Origin of the sequence: Oceanobacillus damuensis (assembly GCF_001618145.1) — a bacterium.
Lineage (GTDB): Bacteria > Bacillota > Bacilli > Bacillales > Amphibacillaceae > Oceanobacillus > Oceanobacillus damuensis.
The window spans coordinates 88,098-103,558 of record NZ_KV392044.1 but is presented as its reverse complement, the minus strand read 5'-3'; the positions used below and the strand labels follow the sequence as shown (position 1 = coordinate 103,558).

General features: G+C 39.5%; 14 protein-coding genes. 3 read left to right on the top strand and 11 right to left on the bottom strand.

What is annotated here, in order from left to right; translation table 11 throughout:
- Positions 1-348 (bottom strand): YppE family protein, encoded by a 348-nt coding sequence (locus A4245_RS02975; protein ID WP_067725518.1) that lies wholly within the window; start codon positions 346-348, stop codon positions 1-3.
- 82 nt (positions 349-430) lie between these two features.
- Positions 431-640: a hypothetical protein gene (locus A4245_RS02970; protein WP_067725515.1), complete on the bottom strand. Its 210-nt coding sequence runs from the start codon at positions 638-640 to the stop codon at positions 431-433.
- 160 nt (positions 641-800) lie between these two features.
- Between A4245_RS02970 and A4245_RS20000 the strand changes: the two genes are divergently transcribed.
- On the top strand, positions 801-905 hold the full coding sequence (locus A4245_RS20000) for a spore protein (RefSeq protein ID WP_157087642.1): 105 nt from the start codon (positions 801-803) through the stop codon (positions 903-905).
- A gap of 36 nt (positions 906-941) precedes the next feature.
- Here the strand turns inward: A4245_RS20000 and A4245_RS02965 are convergent, their stop codons facing one another.
- On the bottom strand, positions 942-1,904 hold the full coding sequence (locus tag A4245_RS02965; RefSeq protein ID WP_067725514.1) for a DUF2515 family protein: 963 nt from the start codon (positions 1,902-1,904) through the stop codon (positions 942-944).
- 116 nt (positions 1,905-2,020) lie between these two features.
- Here A4245_RS02965 and recU point away from each other — a divergent pair, with 116 nt between their 5' ends.
- Both recU and A4245_RS02955 read left to right on the top strand, forming a co-directional pair.
- Positions 2,021-2,614, top strand: coding sequence for a Holliday junction resolvase RecU (gene recU, locus A4245_RS02960; protein WP_067725513.1), 594 nt, complete (start codon positions 2,021-2,023; stop codon positions 2,612-2,614).
- Positions 2,615-2,632: 18 nt separating this feature from the next.
- Positions 2,633-5,476: a penicillin-binding protein 1A gene (locus tag A4245_RS02955; RefSeq protein ID WP_067725512.1), complete on the top strand. Its 2,844-nt coding sequence runs from the start codon at positions 2,633-2,635 to the stop codon at positions 5,474-5,476.
- 42 nt (positions 5,477-5,518) lie between these two features.
- On the opposite strand, the gene nth is transcribed toward A4245_RS02955, so the two are convergent.
- From nth to A4245_RS02915, 8 genes are all read right to left on the bottom strand, one after another.
- Entirely contained in the window at positions 5,519-6,175 is a 657-nt protein-coding gene (gene nth, locus A4245_RS02950; RefSeq protein ID WP_067725509.1) for an endonuclease III, read from the bottom strand.
- A 4-nt stretch (positions 6,176-6,179) separates the two neighbouring features.
- On the bottom strand, positions 6,180-6,863 hold the full coding sequence (locus tag A4245_RS02945; protein WP_067725508.1) for a DnaD domain-containing protein: 684 nt from the start codon (positions 6,861-6,863) through the stop codon (positions 6,180-6,182).
- Positions 6,864-6,967: 104 nt separating this feature from the next.
- Positions 6,968-8,260: an asparagine--tRNA ligase gene (gene asnS, locus A4245_RS02940; protein ID WP_067725507.1), complete on the bottom strand. Its 1,293-nt coding sequence runs from the start codon at positions 8,258-8,260 to the stop codon at positions 6,968-6,970.
- Between the two features lie 18 nt (positions 8,261-8,278).
- Positions 8,279-9,466 carry a pyridoxal phosphate-dependent aminotransferase gene (locus tag A4245_RS02935; protein ID WP_067725505.1) on the bottom strand — a complete coding sequence of 396 codons (1,188 nt, stop codon included), beginning with the start codon at positions 9,464-9,466 and terminating at the stop codon, positions 8,279-8,281.
- 16 nt (positions 9,467-9,482) lie between these two features.
- On the bottom strand, positions 9,483-9,998 hold the full coding sequence (locus A4245_RS02930) for a cell wall elongation regulator TseB-like domain-containing protein (protein WP_067725503.1): 516 nt from the start codon (positions 9,996-9,998) through the stop codon (positions 9,483-9,485).
- A gap of 315 nt (positions 9,999-10,313) precedes the next feature.
- Complete coding sequence (gene dinG / locus A4245_RS02925) at positions 10,314-13,115, bottom strand: ATP-dependent DNA helicase DinG (RefSeq protein ID WP_067725499.1); 2,802 nt, start codon at positions 13,113-13,115, stop codon at positions 10,314-10,316.
- 192 nt (positions 13,116-13,307) lie between these two features.
- Complete coding sequence (locus A4245_RS02920) at positions 13,308-14,285, bottom strand: biotin--[acetyl-CoA-carboxylase] ligase (protein ID WP_067725624.1); 978 nt, start codon at positions 14,283-14,285, stop codon at positions 13,308-13,310.
- On the bottom strand, positions 14,261-15,460 hold the full coding sequence (locus A4245_RS02915; protein WP_067725497.1) for a CCA tRNA nucleotidyltransferase: 1,200 nt from the start codon (positions 15,458-15,460) through the stop codon (positions 14,261-14,263). The genes A4245_RS02920 and A4245_RS02915 overlap by 25 nt, the downstream gene beginning before the upstream one ends.
- Position 15,461: the final 1 nt, after the last annotated feature.

Here is a 15,461-nt window from a genome sequence, read left to right as displayed (position 1 = left end):
CTATATATCCTCCAGGAGCAAATCAAAAACATAAAGGATTGAATTATGCAATTCCATATAACGTTTTCTTCTTGTATCAACGTAGTAGCTATGCATCAATACGAGCTCCATATTTTCCCTTGTGGAAGTTATCTGTTGGGGATGTACGTTTGCTTTTCTTTCCTTTACTACGCTTAAAGCCGTTTCTTCCCACTCTTCCAATAGCTGATAAATTGGATCCGTATCCTTTTTCACCATCAGAAAGAAATCCCGGTCTTTTGTACTTTCGGGAGGGGAATTTTTCTCAAATATTTCTTTTAAACTTGCCAGATGCTCTTTTAACAGTTCTGTCTGTTTCCTTAAATCCATGACTATTTCCGCCTTTATACTGTATTGAAACCTACCTGATATTACTTTATCATTTTTACGTATGAAAGGCATCTAATCTGGATTAAGCCATCATTTTCTTTATGGTTGTTTTCGTAAAATCAATTTGGTGAATTTCATTTTGAAAATGCATCCACACTTCTCGGTCAACATGTATTTTTAGTTTCTGATCAATTAGATGGAGCTGTGCTGCCATTTCCTGAAGTGTGTGTTGCGCTTTATTTTTACTGATACCGTTCTTTTCCAATTTCATGTCTTTTAATGCTGCTGTCATGTTCATCACCTCTGCTATTTATTTTGTTAAATAAATAATTCGCTGTCTCACTGGTACTATCCTTCTCCTTCGACAAAACTAGAATTAATTATACAAAACTAGTGTAACTACTTATCTTTTGGCCATTATTAGACAAACTATAATAAAGGAGGTGTTTCTTTTGAAGCAGTCGAAAAAAGACCGACAAAACAAGCCAGACCGTAAAGCGAAATCCTTAAAAACCGGTGATAAAAAACTAAATGGCCCAAATCGTCCATCTGTATAAGCTACTTGTTTTATTAATGCAAAAAGGATTTGTTTTTTACAGCAAATCCTTTTTGCATAACCTCTTTAAATAATAATAGGCAAACAGTAATTTCCGTTTGTTATAAAATGATCTGCCGATTTCCTTTCTGGATGAAACTTTCACCTTTTGCTGCCATTTTTTTCTTATACCCCTATTTTCAAACCAATCATTTCGAATAATATCCTGATGGGTTATGATCGGATACAGATTTCTTAAACTGGCGCTGACTGGCACGTTTAATTTTATGAAACCTTCATATTCCAGGCGGGAACCCGTTGGCTCGACAGATAACATGAAATCTAATATCCCTTCATGAATATCCTGTCTGTCGAGCAAGGCGGCAATTTTCTTTCCTGCTTCAATCCTCTTGTCTACGTTTGTGAAATCATGTACAAAAACGCCATGCAGGTTACCCTTACGATCAGGAAGCAGAACGGCATTCATAAACAGCAGGTTTTGCAATATATATGGGAAGGATCCAAATACTTGGGTTTTGAAGAAGGATTGGTCAATTACCGGTGATTGGATGAGATTTTGTTCATTAATGATTAAAGAGGTCAAAAGTCGTTCCATATCTTTTAATTTCCAGAAGCGATGCCATTCATCTGTCATAAATGCTGACACACCGAATTCAGGTAATAAATGAAAGAAAGGTTTATTGTATTCCTTTGAAACACTGTAGGTAAGCAATTGTGGATAGGCATCAGAAAAAATCAGCCAATTTGCCCTTTCATATGTCATGAACAAACGGGTTCGTTCCTTTTTGCTTAATAACCCTTGAAATGGTGGCAGATACAAATCAGTCATGTTCCAGCCGGCATTTCTGGAAACGATACTTGCAACAAGTGACCATTTGATTTCAGGGTGGCGAATAAAATAGTTTTGATAGGCTTTTGTCCTTGAGATGTTGTCAACATTATGTGATGTTACCGAATTTGTTATATAATGAAGGAGGTAATCCGATTTTTTATTACTCACTTCATAGCACGTCCTTCTTTTCGGGATGATGTGATAAAAAGATGCAGTGTGGTTAAAGGTTATCATTTGCGATTTTTTCTGATATCATACTGTATTATGCTGGGAGGGAATATCTTTTGAATTATCCAAATGGACAAAGGAAAACAATACCTGTCCAGAAAACATCTAGAAATAATGAAAATAACATATTCAGTAACCGGGGAATGACGCTTGAAGAAGATATAAATATTACAAACAAGTTTTATTTGGATACAAATAAGGCGGTTATTCATAAAAAACCGACACCCGTACAAATAGTAAAAGTGCATTATCCGCAGCGTAGTGCTGCCGTTATTACAGAGGCATATTTCAAACAAGCTTCCACTACCGATTACAATGGCTTGTATCGAGGTAAATATGTCGATTTTGAGGCAAAGGAAACAAAGAACAAGACGACTTTTCCTTTAGCAAACATCCATCAACACCAAATCAGTCATATGAAATCAATCATCGAGCATGGAGGATTATGCTTTATGATCATTCGCTTTGCAGCATATGACGAAAATTATTTTCTCGAAGCGGAGAAACTTTTTACGTTCTGGAACGACAAATCAGAGGGAGGAAAAAAGTCCATTTCCTATGAAACACTTAAACAGGAAAGTCAGGTTATTCCCTTTACCTATCAGACAAGAGTCGATTATTTATCCATCATAGATAAGCTTTATTTTTAGAGACGGAGGTAGGAAACAATGGCAGAAAACAGCCAGAGTCGAACAGCTAGACGCAAACAGAAAAAAACAAAAAAGAAACCAATATGGAAAAAAATAGTATTAACTGCTCTTATAGTCTTTTTATCTTTAGGGGTGGGAGGAGCAGTTGTCGGGGCCTATTGGATAGCAACTGCCCCAGAGCTGGATGAGTCTCAACTCTCTGTCCCCTTCTCATCCACGTTATATGATAAGGATGGCAATCAATTTGCTGATTTAAGCGGTGATGAACAACGGAAACAGGTTACCTACGAGGATCTGCCGCCAATCCTGATCGAGGCGGTTACCGCAACAGAGGATGCAAGGTTTTTTGAACACCCAGGGGTGGATTTCCGAAGAATCGGCGGAGCGGTACTTGCTAATATCACTGACGGATTTGGTTCGCAAGGTGCAAGTACAATCACCCAGCAAGTAGTCGAGAGAGCTTTTCTGACGCCAGATAAGAAAATCAGTCTAAAAGTACAGGAAGCTTGGCTGGCATTACAATTGGAACGTGAATATTCCAAAGAGGAAATTATGGAAATGTATTTAAATGGCATTTTCTATGGTAATAACGCTTATGGGGTTGCCCAGGCTGCCGAAAACTATTTTGGGAAAACAGACTTAAATGATTTGGAGTTGGCAGAAGCAGCCATACTTGCTGGTTTACCACAGCGGCCAACTGCCTATAACCCATTTCAAAATCCAGAGTTGACGGAATCAAGGATGAACACTGTGTTAACGTTAATGGTAAGACATGGAAAGATCACTGAAGCTGAAGCGAATGAAGCAAGAGAAGTGGATATCCCTTCCCTGCTTGTTGAGTCACGTCCAGACCCGACACCATATGAAGCATTTATCCAACAAGTGGAAAATGAAGTGAGTGAAAAAGTTGATGGTGCCAACATTAACACCGACGGCCTGAAAATCTACACGACTCTGGATACAAGTATACAGGAGCATGTTGAATTTTTATTGACAGACAGCGAAGAAAATCCGATAAAATATCCGGATGATGAGACAAAAGCTGCAATGGTTGTGCTGGATACGCAAACAGGAGCTATCCAGGCCATTGGCGGAAGCAGAAACAATGAAGGCAACAGAGGCTATAACCACGCAATCAGAGGTGGAAGTCAACCGGGATCGACAGCAAAACCAATTGTGGCATATGGACCTGCTATCGAATATAACAAGATGTCCACCTATCATCAAATTAATGATGATGGTCCATATCAAGGTGCAGGAATGGAAAATCCAATCAGAAACTGGAACAGAAGCTATAGTGGCTGGATCACTGCACGTTATGCAATGAATCAATCATTGAATGTTCCTACTGTTAAAACGCTGGAAGAAGTTGGATATGGAAAAGCTCAGGAATTTGCAGAAGGACTCGGTTATGAGTTTGCTAATGATCAGATTCTGATAGGTGATGCAATTGGCGGAACAGGTACCAATGTCACCCCGCTTCAACTGGCGGGAGCATATAGAGCTTTTGGAAATGAAGGAATTTATAATGAGCCATATGCTGTAACGAAAGTAGAATTTCCAGATGGGAAAGTAGTTGATCTTACTCCAGAACCAGAAGCGGTCATGTCGGATTATACCGCATATATGATAACAGATATGCTAAAGACAGTTATGACGGATGGTACCGGTACAGGAGCAAACATCCCTGGAATACCTATTGCCGGAAAAACGGGAACAACAAATCTTCCGGATGTCTCTGGTAGTCCTGATGCATGGTTTGCCGGTTATTCGACGAATTATACGATTTCTGCATGGACAGCCGGTTTTGACGAAGATGAAAATCGCGCCCCACTGAAAGATACAAATCTTTCAAAGGCATTATTTAAGGAAACAATGTCTAAGATATCAGAAGGAATTGAATCTGCTGATTGGGAAAAACCAGATTCGGTGGTCGAAGTAAAAGTGGAAAAAGGTTCTAACCCACCTGCACTTCCTAGTGAATATACCCCTTCTTCTGAGATTGTTACGGAGCTATTTGTAAAAGGAACCGAACCGACGGAAACATCTGAAAAATTTGATGAGCTCGATCCGGTTACAGGGTTGTCGGCATCCTATGAGGAGGATTCCAATTCCGTCCAAATCGAGTGGAACTATGACACTGATGAAGACGTCCAATTTGAAGTCAGTGCAAGTATAGATGGCGGCCAAATGCGAAGCCTCTCTTCTACCGAAGATACATCAATGGAAATATCGGAAGTTGAACCGGGAACGGAGTATGAGATACAGGTAGTCGTCATAAGCGAATCGATGGCAAGTGAACCTGCTACAACAACAATAACCATTCCTGGTGAGGAAGAGGAAGAAAATATACCGCCTGTAAGTGGATTGAATGCACGGTATGTTGCAGACAGCTCCTTGATCGATGTATCGTGGAATTACAATGGCCCACCAGCTTCCTTTGAAGTATCTGTCAATGGTGAACAGACGCAGACAGTACAATCAGAGGGAATTGAAATTGGTGGTGTAACACCTGGCCAAAGCTACAATATAGAAGTTACGCCAATTGGCCAAAATGGCGATAATGAAGGTGAAAGAGGTCAGACGCAAAGCACGACTGTCGATGTACCTGAAGAAGAAGCTGACGATAGCAACGAGAATGAGAACAATGGCAATGGAAATGAGGACAATGACAACGGGAATAACGGAAACGGGAACAATGGCACCAGTAATAATGGTAATGGCAACCAAAATGACCAAAATAACCAAGACGAAGAAAATCCGGAAAATGATAGTAATGAAGACCAAGAAGACGAAGAAGAAGGATCAGACACTGACTCTGATACTGATTCTGAGGATGAAGATGAAGACGAAGGCCAGTAACCAAAAGAGAGGTAAACTCGGATATCCGCGTTTACCTCTCTTTTACTTTGTATTTGCTTTTTTCATTCGTTTTTGCCCTTCCCTGCATAAATCAAGCAAAGGACATTCCGGGCATTCCGGGTTACGTGCTTTACAATGATACCTTCCAAAGAAAATCATTCGATGGTGTGTAACGCTCCACTCATCCCTGGGTACTTTCCTCATAAGTGTTTCTTCAACTTCAACAACAGAATCTTTCCATCTGGAAATTCCCAGTCGTTTGGAAACACGCTCCACATGTGTATCAACTGCTATAGCAGGTTCGTCAAAAGCAATGGAGGCGACTACATTGGCAGTTTTCCTGCCTACACCTGCAAGCTTTACGAGCTCCTCTTTCGTACGTGGGACTTCTCCATTATAATCTTCCAGTAAAACCGTGCATAACTTTTTTATGTTTTTAGCTTTTGTACGGTAGAGTCCAATAGATTTTATGTCACTCTCCAGTTCCTCGAGCGACACTTCCAGATAGTCCTCAGGTTTTTTATATTTCCTGAATAAGTCGGCAGTTACTTTATTGACAAGCTTGTCTGTACATTGTGCAGACAGCAATACAGCAATTACAAGTTCAAATGGATTGGAATGTACGAGTTCGCCTTTGGCATCCGGAAACATGTCTGCCATCACATCGAGGCAATGTCGGATCTGCTTTCTGTTTAGCATGTGTTTAATCTTCCCCTTCTAACCAGTTGTAATAAAAGGATGTGTCTCTTTTTACTGTTTTCTCTTCTTTAGGACGTTTTCTGCTGTGAAAATTCTTGCTTGCCTGGCGGGCCTGATCAACGGTATGAATCCCTTTCTTTTTCCATTCTCTCAGGATTCGATCAATATATTTGAAGTTAAGCTTCCCCATAAGTACAGATTCTCTCAAACCGGCCTTAATCAACGACGGCTCTATTTCATCTTCATCAAGCCAAACATTGATTGTTTCGATTTCAAAAGGGGATAACGGTCTGCCAAATTCCTGCTCAAACAGAATAAATATGGTACCTACTGTCTGTTCTTCGACTTTTTCCTCTTCCTCTTCGGTAAACAGCTTTTCCCATAACGGGTCGAGGCTGTATGCTTCACTTAGCTGATGGTTTTCATTTTCTTTCTGTTCAATGGAAAGGATGCTTTTCTGCATTAATTTACGAAGGAGATTCGCACATTCCTGCTCATCCATCGTTACACATTCGGAAAGGTCGTAAGGTGTAGGGAAATCATTCTTGTCTCCCAAATAACGAAGCAGCTGAAGGATAATCATTACCTCTTTTTCATCGAGACCCAATGATTTATATTTCGAGAGCAGAATTGTCGGGATATGCAGCTGATCTAAGAGAATTTGTTGTATCGATATATTTTTTGTCATGATTGCAGCACCTCTATCTTAGTATAGCATGAAAGATGATAATTTTCGGGAAACTAAAATCCCTTGCTTCATATTTGCAAGGGATTTTAATAAAATTGTAACTCTTATGGATATAGGCGGTTTAATAATCTTGGGAATGGGATGGTTTCTCTCACATGGTCCACACCTGAGAGCCATGCTACGGTTCTTTCAAGACCTAGTCCAAATCCTGAATGTGGCACGCTCCCATATTGTCTTAATTCCAAATACCATTTATAAGCTGGACCGTTCAATCCATGCTGTTCGTATCGTTCTTTCATTAATTCCAGATCATCGATACGCTGTGACCCACCGATGATTTCTCCATAGCCTTCCGGAGCAATCAGGTCAGCACATAATACGACATCTGATCTATTTGGGTCTGGTTTCATATAAAATGCTTTGATTTCGGCTGGATAGTTGGTTATAAATACGGGCTTATCAAAGCTTTCTGCGATAGCTGTCTCATGAGGTGCACCAAAGTCCTCTCCCCATTCGATATCATCAAAACCTTTTTCCTTTAACAATTCAATTGCATCATCATATGAAATTCTAGGGAATGGTGCTTTGATCTGTTCCAGTTTAGATGTGTCGCGTTCAAGGATGTCCAGTTCCAGTTTACAATTGTTCAATACAGATTGAACAATATAACTCACATAGTTTTCCTGAATTTCCAGACTCTCTTCATGGTTTACAAAAGCCATTTCTGGTTCAATCATCCAAAATTCGATTAGATGTCTGCGGGTTTTGGATTTTTCAGCACGGAATGTCGGTCCGAACGAAAAAACTTTTCCAAAGGCCATTGCAGCTGCTTCCATATATAATTGTCCGCTTTGGGACAGGTATGCTTCTTCATCGAAGTATTTCGTATGGAACAGTTCTGTTGTGCCTTCTGCAGAAGATCCTGTAAGAATCGGTGGATCGATTTTAACGAAATCATTTTCATTAAAAAATTGATACGTTGAACGAATGATTTCATTGCGTATCTTCATGACAGCATGCTGTTTTTTGGAACGCAACCATAAATGGCGGTGATCCATTAAGAATTCGGTGCCGTGCTCTTTTGGTGTAATTGGATAATCTGTTGCTTCATGGATTACTTCAATGTCACTTACCTGTATTTCGTAACCAAATGCAGAACGCGTATCTTCAACAATTTTTCCAGTTATATACATGGAAGATTCCTGTGTCAGGTTTTTAGCAAGGTTAAAAGTTTCTTCGGATACCTCACTTTTAACAACAACACCTTGGATGAATCCCGTACCGTCCCGGAGCTGAAGAAAAGCTATCTTACCGCTGGATCTTTTATTGGCAAGCCATGCACCAATCGTTACTTCTTGCTCATTTAATCTTGGTGCCTGTGATATGGTTGTTTTCATAAAGAATTTACCTCCATCTTACTTTGATTGGTGATTTTCGACGAATCGCTTGATCCTTTTTGCTGCTTCTGTTAGTTCTTCCATTGATAATGCATAAGATAAACGGACATTATCCGGAGAGCCAAAGCCTGATCCAGGAACAAGCGCTACTTTTTCTTCCTCCAGTAATGCTGCCACCCATTCATCAACGGTGGAGAAGCCATTATTGGTTACCGCTTCTATCACATTGGGAAATAAATAGAAAGCCCCTTCCGGTTTTACACAGCTGATACCTGGAATATCAAGAATCAGATCGTAAAATGAATCAAGTCTTTCAGCGAAGATCTGTTTGATATTTTCAGTTGTTTCTCCCTCTGTTTCATATGCGGCCAATGCTGCATATTGAGCAATGGACGTCGGATTGGAGGTAGAATGTGAAGCCAGGTTAGTCATTGCTTTAATGATCTCTGCTGCTCCAGCTGCATAACCTATTCTCCAACCTGTCATTGCATGTGATTTTGATACGCCATTGATTATTACAGTCTGTTTCTTTAATGCTTCTGACAGAGCTGCAATTGAAACATGTGGAGACGCAGTATAAATAAGCTTTTCGTAAATTTCATCAGAAACAATGAGTATATCATGCTTCAGGCATACCTCGCCGAGTTTTTCCAGCTCTTCTTTGCTGTACATGATTCCGGTTGGGTTTGATGGTGAATTGATAATAACCGCTTTTGTTTTGTCTGTAATTGCTGCTTCCAGTTCTTCAGGAGTCAATTTAAAGTGATTTTGCTCGGAAGAATGGACAAAGACTGGGTTTCCTTCTGCTAATTTGATTTGCTCAGGGTAGCTGACCCAATAAGGTGTTGGGACGATTACTTCATCCCCTTTATTCAGGATTACTTGAAATAGTGTATAGAGAGCGTGTTTGGCCCCTGTAGTGACTATTATCTGGTCATTGCTGTAAGTCAGACCGTTGTCCTTATCGAACTTGGCAGCAATTGCTTTTTTGAGTTCTACAATTCCACCGGCAGGAGTGTATTTTGTCTGACCATTGTCCATGGCTTCTTTTGCTGCTTCCAATATGTAATCAGGAGTATTGAAATCTGGTTCTCCTGCTCCCAGACCAATGACATCATATCCTTGCTGTTTTAGTTCTTTTGCTTTGGCAGTTATTGCCAGAGTTGAAGATGGTGATAACGTTTTGACTCGTTGTGCTAAATCCATTATTAAATCCCCTCTCTTAATTAAATATTTTTTTTAACCGGTACTGTTCTTCTCTGGAGCCGTCGTAAATGGACAGATAATCCATTACATAGCGATTATTATTATCATTATACGTTATTTCCCATAAAGGTTCATCATTTTCCAATGCAGGATTGATTTTTATGAATTCGCATCCATTGCATTGTGCTTGCCATTGGTCCAAAATCGCTTCCTCTGACATTATTTCTGTTCTGTCAATGGTTGTCAGCTCTTTTTCATTTCCTGCAAGAGGATAGAAAATCAGCTTCTCTTCATTCTCATCATTTTCACCAAATACAATATGGTAAGCTTCGGAACCATTATATTGCTCAACCTTCTCAATTTCTGTAATGGCGGTCTGGTTAAGAATCTGCCGGGAAGTTTCCGCAAATTCTGCAGTTTTGCTACCGTAAATTTCATTATATAAGTATACAGCATAGATGCTGCAAGCTAAAATAATTACCACGATGCTGACAAAACTCCATAATAACCAATTGGATTTTGAACTATGCATATAATTTATCCACCATTATTATATGTCCACTAAGAGATGAATATTGGAGCTTAAACAATATAATTTCTCCATTATACATATTCATCTGCCTCCCTCCAAATTTTAGTGCTTCTTGTTTTATCAATTTTTACTATACATAGCTGGTGACAGTATGTAAATAATAAATATAAGTCAAATGGATGAAAGAAGGATGATTGTATCGTCTGCTTTCTGATTAGTTTGGCAAAAATTTCCCTGACCCACACACATCATATCTGTCTTAACTGCTGATGCAGCATTTTGCATCAGTAGTTTTTTCCGTTTGAATCGTATTTTTCAAAACCATTCTTCTGCTTTATTTAACAGCATTTTTGTGGAATCAAAGGATAATGGCACGTCAGGAATGGAGTCAGTAAAATATTTTCCATATTTTGTTTTTATGATTCGTGCGTCACAGACAAAGACGATCCCTCTGTCACTTGAGGAGCGGATCAACCGACCAAATCCCTGCTTGAATTTAATCACTGCATTTGGTAATGATAATTCCATAAATGCATTTTTACCATTCTCTTTCATTAATTGTGATTTTGCTTCAAAAACTGGATGGTTCGGTGGCTGGAACGGAAGTCTGACAATCATCAGACATGAGAGGTCCTCCCCGGGAATATCGACCCCTTCCCAAAAAGAACTCGTACCGAGCAATATCGCCTGGTCAAATGTCTGGAAGTTCTTTTTCAGTCTGGATCTGCTTCCACTCGTTATGCCCTGCCCAATAAGTATAAATTCATTATCATGGATAATTTCCTTTAATAATGTGTAAGATTTTTTCAGCATATCATAAGATGTGAATAAAACGAGCATTCTTCCTCTCGTTATTTCGGCAAGGGAAATGATCGCTTCACACGTTGCATAAATAAAATCATCCATATTTCCGTATTTTATATCTGGAAAATCATTAGGGATCAGTAACTGAACCTGGTCGTTGTATGAAAATGGTGAATCTATTTTTTTAGTAATCAGCCTCTCTGCTCTCAACCCAAGTCTTTTTTGAATAAATTCAAAGGAATTTCTCATTGTCAGTGTTGCACTTGTCATGATCACGCTTTTTTTGCTCTGAAAGAAGTCACTGGCCAGCAATCCAGATATATCTGCTGGCTCACTGTATAAATAGACAGCATTTTTCGTTCCTTTTGTATCGATTTCAATCCATTTTACTTGGGGTACATTTCCATCCAGGAAAAATAACTGTTCAAACCCGTCAATGAAATTTTGGAAAATACCTGTCATGGAAAGCAAATCTTCCCTATCATGCTTGTCCAGTCTTTTCTCTTTGTTCAGATGCTCTTCTAGGAGTGCAAGGATATGGATAAGATCCCTTAAATAAAATGTCACTCTGGAGGACATTTCCTTTACAATCGGCCAGGTTGTGTCATCTTCCTTATCTTCTGCAAAACGGTATTGAAGCCTACCGATATCACTTAATGATTTACTTTTTTTGTGCTGTGCAACAACATACTGATAAAGCGTCTGGAATAAGTCGTCCACTTCGTATTTGGCTTTGTCAAATAAATCATCCCATTTTTCAATTGGGATATCTTCCGCTGTCATTCCATAGTTTTCAACAATCTTGCCAATCATTTTCCCATCATCCGAATGTCCAATCTGGTTAAAAAGAAACTGTATATTGACATAATCCATTTTCAGACCATAGTGGTGTGAGGCAGTTTCTTCAAAATGGTGTGCCTCGTCAATAATCACTTTTTCGTAGCCCGGTAAGAATTGGTAGTCATTAAACATATCTGTACAAAGTAATGCATGATTTGTAATGATGAGATCCGCTTTTTGAGCTTTTCTTCTAGCTCTCTGGTAAAAAGATCTGGAAAACCAAGGTGACTGAGGATCTACATTACTCTCGGTATCCGAAGAAATCTTTCTGTAAAAGAAATAACCGCTTGTAGGTAACTGTACCTCATCAATATCTCCGGTATCTGTCTCCGTGATCCAAACGAGCAGTATTGCTTTCGTTAATGCCGTATCATAATTGTCTGAATGGGAAATATTCAATTCATGTGCAAATTTTTCCAGACTTATATAATGGCTTTTCCCTTTTAACAATGCTACTTTAAAGGAAATGTCCGTTAGTTTTCTTACGGACGGAATTTCCTCTTCAAGTAATTGGCTTTGTAATTGAGTCGTGTACGTGCTTATGATGACCTTCTGTTCCTTTTTTACCGCTTCATATACTGCCGGAAGCAAATAGGCCAGAGACTTCCCTGTGCCCGTTTCAGCTTCAATCAATGCATGACTTGACGATTGAAAGGAGTCGTAAATGATTTCAGACATTTCCCGCTGTCCTGCACGCTTCTCATAGTTGGTAAATCGCTGTTGCATGGAACCGCCTTTTTCGTATATTCCATCCAAATATTCACCAAAAGATGATTCCATTATATTCTTTTCTTTCACTGATTCGTCTGTCTTTTTGAAAGCGATCCCTTGATAGGATGTTATATCGTTCTGTTCTGCTGTGGTAAAAGCCAATTCATCCAACCTGTCTGATAATATGTCTCGAATGTCAGATATAAAAAGCCGTTCGAGCTTCAATAGCTGATCAATCGTCTCATATGGGAGTGATTCCAGTTTTTTCTTTAATTCCAAAAATAATTTAGCAGTTACAAATGCATCTGAAAGTGCCCGATGAGGGTCTTCGTGGTGAATATCCAAGTATTCTGCAAGCTGTCCCAGTTTATAGCTTGGCGCTTTAGGAAAGAGAATTCTTGCTAACTCGACTGTATCCAATACAGGATTTTGCAGCCTCTCTTTGCCGTTTGCCGCAAGCTCGGCATTAAGAAAGCCAAGGTCGAATGAAACATTATGAGCAATAAGGTAACTGTCTTTAAATAACTCGGTGATTTTGTCTGCTTTTTCATAAAATAAAGGGGCCCCTGCCACGTCCTTATCAGATATTCCAGTCAAGTTGGAAATAAATGGTGGAATTGATTTACTTGGATTCAATAAGGTCGTACGGGTATCTGTAATCACACCATTTTCAATAACAACGATGCCGACTTCAATTATTTTATCATTCCTGGATGGTGAGTGCCCTGTTGTTTCAAGATCAACCACCACAAATTTATCCATCTTTTCCACCTTGCTTTCTGATACACGCTATCTCTATGGTTAATAGTAATATTTTAAACAATGTACATCGGGTTGAGCAACCTTCAAACCAAAATAGAATTTATCCCTCAGTATGATATGAAATCCTGTTGATGTGCAGTCAATGCTACATCAACGGCAGGGAACCTATTTATAATCAAATGGCACCTATCTTCAGAACCAGTCAATCTCAGCAGAATAAAGTTTTACTGGCTTCCCTTCTATGGATTCGGTCAAAAGGGCTCCCTCGTCGGAAATTCCGAGGAATTTTCCTTCCCATTGATCGGAGAACGTTTGTATCTTTATATTTTCACCAATTTTGAATCCAAAATGCTCCCATTTCTCTTTAATTGGATGGAATCCATTTTTCATGTACAAATCATAGGAAGTTTCAAAAGCTGTCAGCAATCTTTGAATAATCGTTTTAATGGACCATTCTTTGCCGGTTTCTATTTTCAAGGAAGTGGCCTTCATCTGGATATCTTCGCTCAAATCCTCGATGGAATGATTGATATTTAAGCCTATGCCTATCAAAATATACTGAATCCGGTCCTGCTCTGCCTGCATTTCAGTCAAAATACCGGCAGTCTTCTTTTGGTTCAGCAATATATCATTTGGCCATTTAATAAGGGGTTCGACACCCTCAAAGGAATTCAGTACATCTGCAAGGACAGTCGCTGTCAATAAAGTTAATTGAGATGCATGATTTGGTGGCATTTCAGGTCTTAAGATGATGCTTAGCCATATTCCCTTCTCTTTGGAAGAATGCCACGTCCGGCTCATCCTCCCTCTCCCATTAGTTTGCTCATCCGCAACCACAATTGTACCATGTGGTGCGTTTTCCCTTGCTGCCCGATGTGCGATCGTTTGTGTGGACTCGACGGAATGCTTATGTATGACGGTTTTTGCGATCCATTTCGACTCCAGGCCCCACTTTATCGTATTACTGCTTAATTTATCAGGGTACTCTTTAATCCGATATCCCTTTCTTGGTTTCGCTTCGATTTCGTAACCGTCTTTTCCAAGATCCTTCATATGCTTCCAAACAGCGTTCCTTGATATGTTTAACGATTCGGATAATGCTTGTCCGGAAATGAACTTATCTTCATTCTCGGCTAGCAAATTTATTAATCGATCTCGGGTGGATTCCATTTTATCCAATCCTTTATCTCTTTTTTATTGTTAATTAATCTGCCGGAAACAACTTCTTTTTCAATTCGTTTCAGTAGATGATTCAGCCATGGCCCTTTTTGTTTTTCCGGAAATAATTCGACGATGTCATAACCGTTAATCATCAATTCGCTTTTATTTTTTATTACCAGCTGGTCTTCTATTTTTATCAACTCGTGTATGTTGATTGCTGAATGATCCAGTATATTGACTAATCGGCAAAAGCCGGCATAGAACTCCGGGCTTAGTCGATATACAAGCCATGGATCCATTTCTTTGGTTTTGAAATACTTGTATGCCTGCACAAGCTGAAGGGCCTCCAGCTTTATTTTATTGGAACATTTCCAGCTGCTTACCCAATGTTTTACCGACACCTCAGGATGAAGGATGTGAAATAGAGCAATTACTTCCCCGAATGATTTTAACGGTTTAATTGTAGATGGAATGGAATGTATGATATCAGGATAATCTCGCATGACCGGTAGGAATTTTCCAATCTCCAGCTCTTTTAAATAGCTGATCCCGGAGGAAATATAATCTCCGGCAAAAAGTTTTGTAAATTCATTCGTAATACGTTCTACTGCGAGATTCTCGATTTCCTCCCTGAGAGCAGCCATTTCCTCCAATGTTTTCGATTGAATGGTAAATCCTAGCTGACTGGAAAATCGAAGCGCTCTGATGATGCGTAAAGGGTCTTCCGAAAAACGCTCATAGCCATTTCCAACAGTCCGGATTATCTGATGGTCAATATCATCTCTGCCGCCAAACAAATCGATGATATTTCCATTCAGATCCATAGCCAGTGCATTGATCGTAAAGTCACGTCTTTCGAGATCTTTATCAATCTCATCAATGAACTGGACAGTATCAGGATGTCGTTGATCCGTATAGTCGCCATCTACACGAAAGGTGGTTACTTCATAGGATTCCTTGCCATGTCTTACGATGACAGTACCGTGCTCAATGCCCACAGGGATCACTTTGGGAAAAATCTCCTGAATGTATTCCGGGGCTGCTGAAGTAGCAATGTCTATATCTCCCAATGGACGGCCCAGCAGCAAATCACGTACACAACCACCGACAAAATATGCCTTATGGTTGTGTTTTTCGATATGTTCAAGTACGGGTCTCGCCATTAAAAAGGGCTTTGGTAACATA

Excerpts from the sequence above, each read along its gene's own strand:
- A4245_RS02930 (WP_067725503.1), bottom strand. The coding sequence starts at position 9,998 with ATGCATAGTTCAAAATCCAATTGGTTATTATGGAGTTTTGTCAGCATC.
- asnS (WP_067725507.1), bottom strand. The coding sequence starts at position 8,260 with ATGAAAACAACCATATCACAGGCACCAAGATTAAATGAGCAAGAAGTA.
- A4245_RS02945 (WP_067725508.1), bottom strand. The coding sequence starts at position 6,863 with ATGACAAAAAATATATCGATACAACAAATTCTCTTAGATCAGCTGCAT.
- dinG (WP_067725499.1), bottom strand. The coding sequence starts at position 13,115 with ATGGATAAATTTGTGGTGGTTGATCTTGAAACAACAGGGCACTCACCA.
- A4245_RS02975 (WP_067725518.1), bottom strand. The coding sequence starts at position 348 with ATGGATTTAAGGAAACAGACAGAACTGTTAAAAGAGCATCTGGCAAGT.
- A4245_RS02920 (WP_067725624.1), bottom strand. The coding sequence starts at position 14,285 with ATGGAATCCACCCGAGATCGATTAATAAATTTGCTAGCCGAGAATGAA.
- nth (WP_067725509.1), bottom strand. The coding sequence starts at position 6,175 with ATGCTAAACAGAAAGCAGATCCGACATTGCCTCGATGTGATGGCAGAC.
- A4245_RS02970 (WP_067725515.1), bottom strand. The coding sequence starts at position 640 with ATGACAGCAGCATTAAAAGACATGAAATTGGAAAAGAACGGTATCAGT.
- A4245_RS02935 (WP_067725505.1), bottom strand. The coding sequence starts at position 9,466 with ATGGATTTAGCACAACGAGTCAAAACGTTATCACCATCTTCAACTCTG.
- A4245_RS02915 (WP_067725497.1), bottom strand. The coding sequence starts at position 15,460 with ATGTTACCAAAGCCCTTTTTAATGGCGAGACCCGTACTTGAACATATC.
- A4245_RS02955 (WP_067725512.1), top strand. The coding sequence starts at position 2,633 with ATGGCAGAAAACAGCCAGAGTCGAACAGCTAGACGCAAACAGAAAAAA.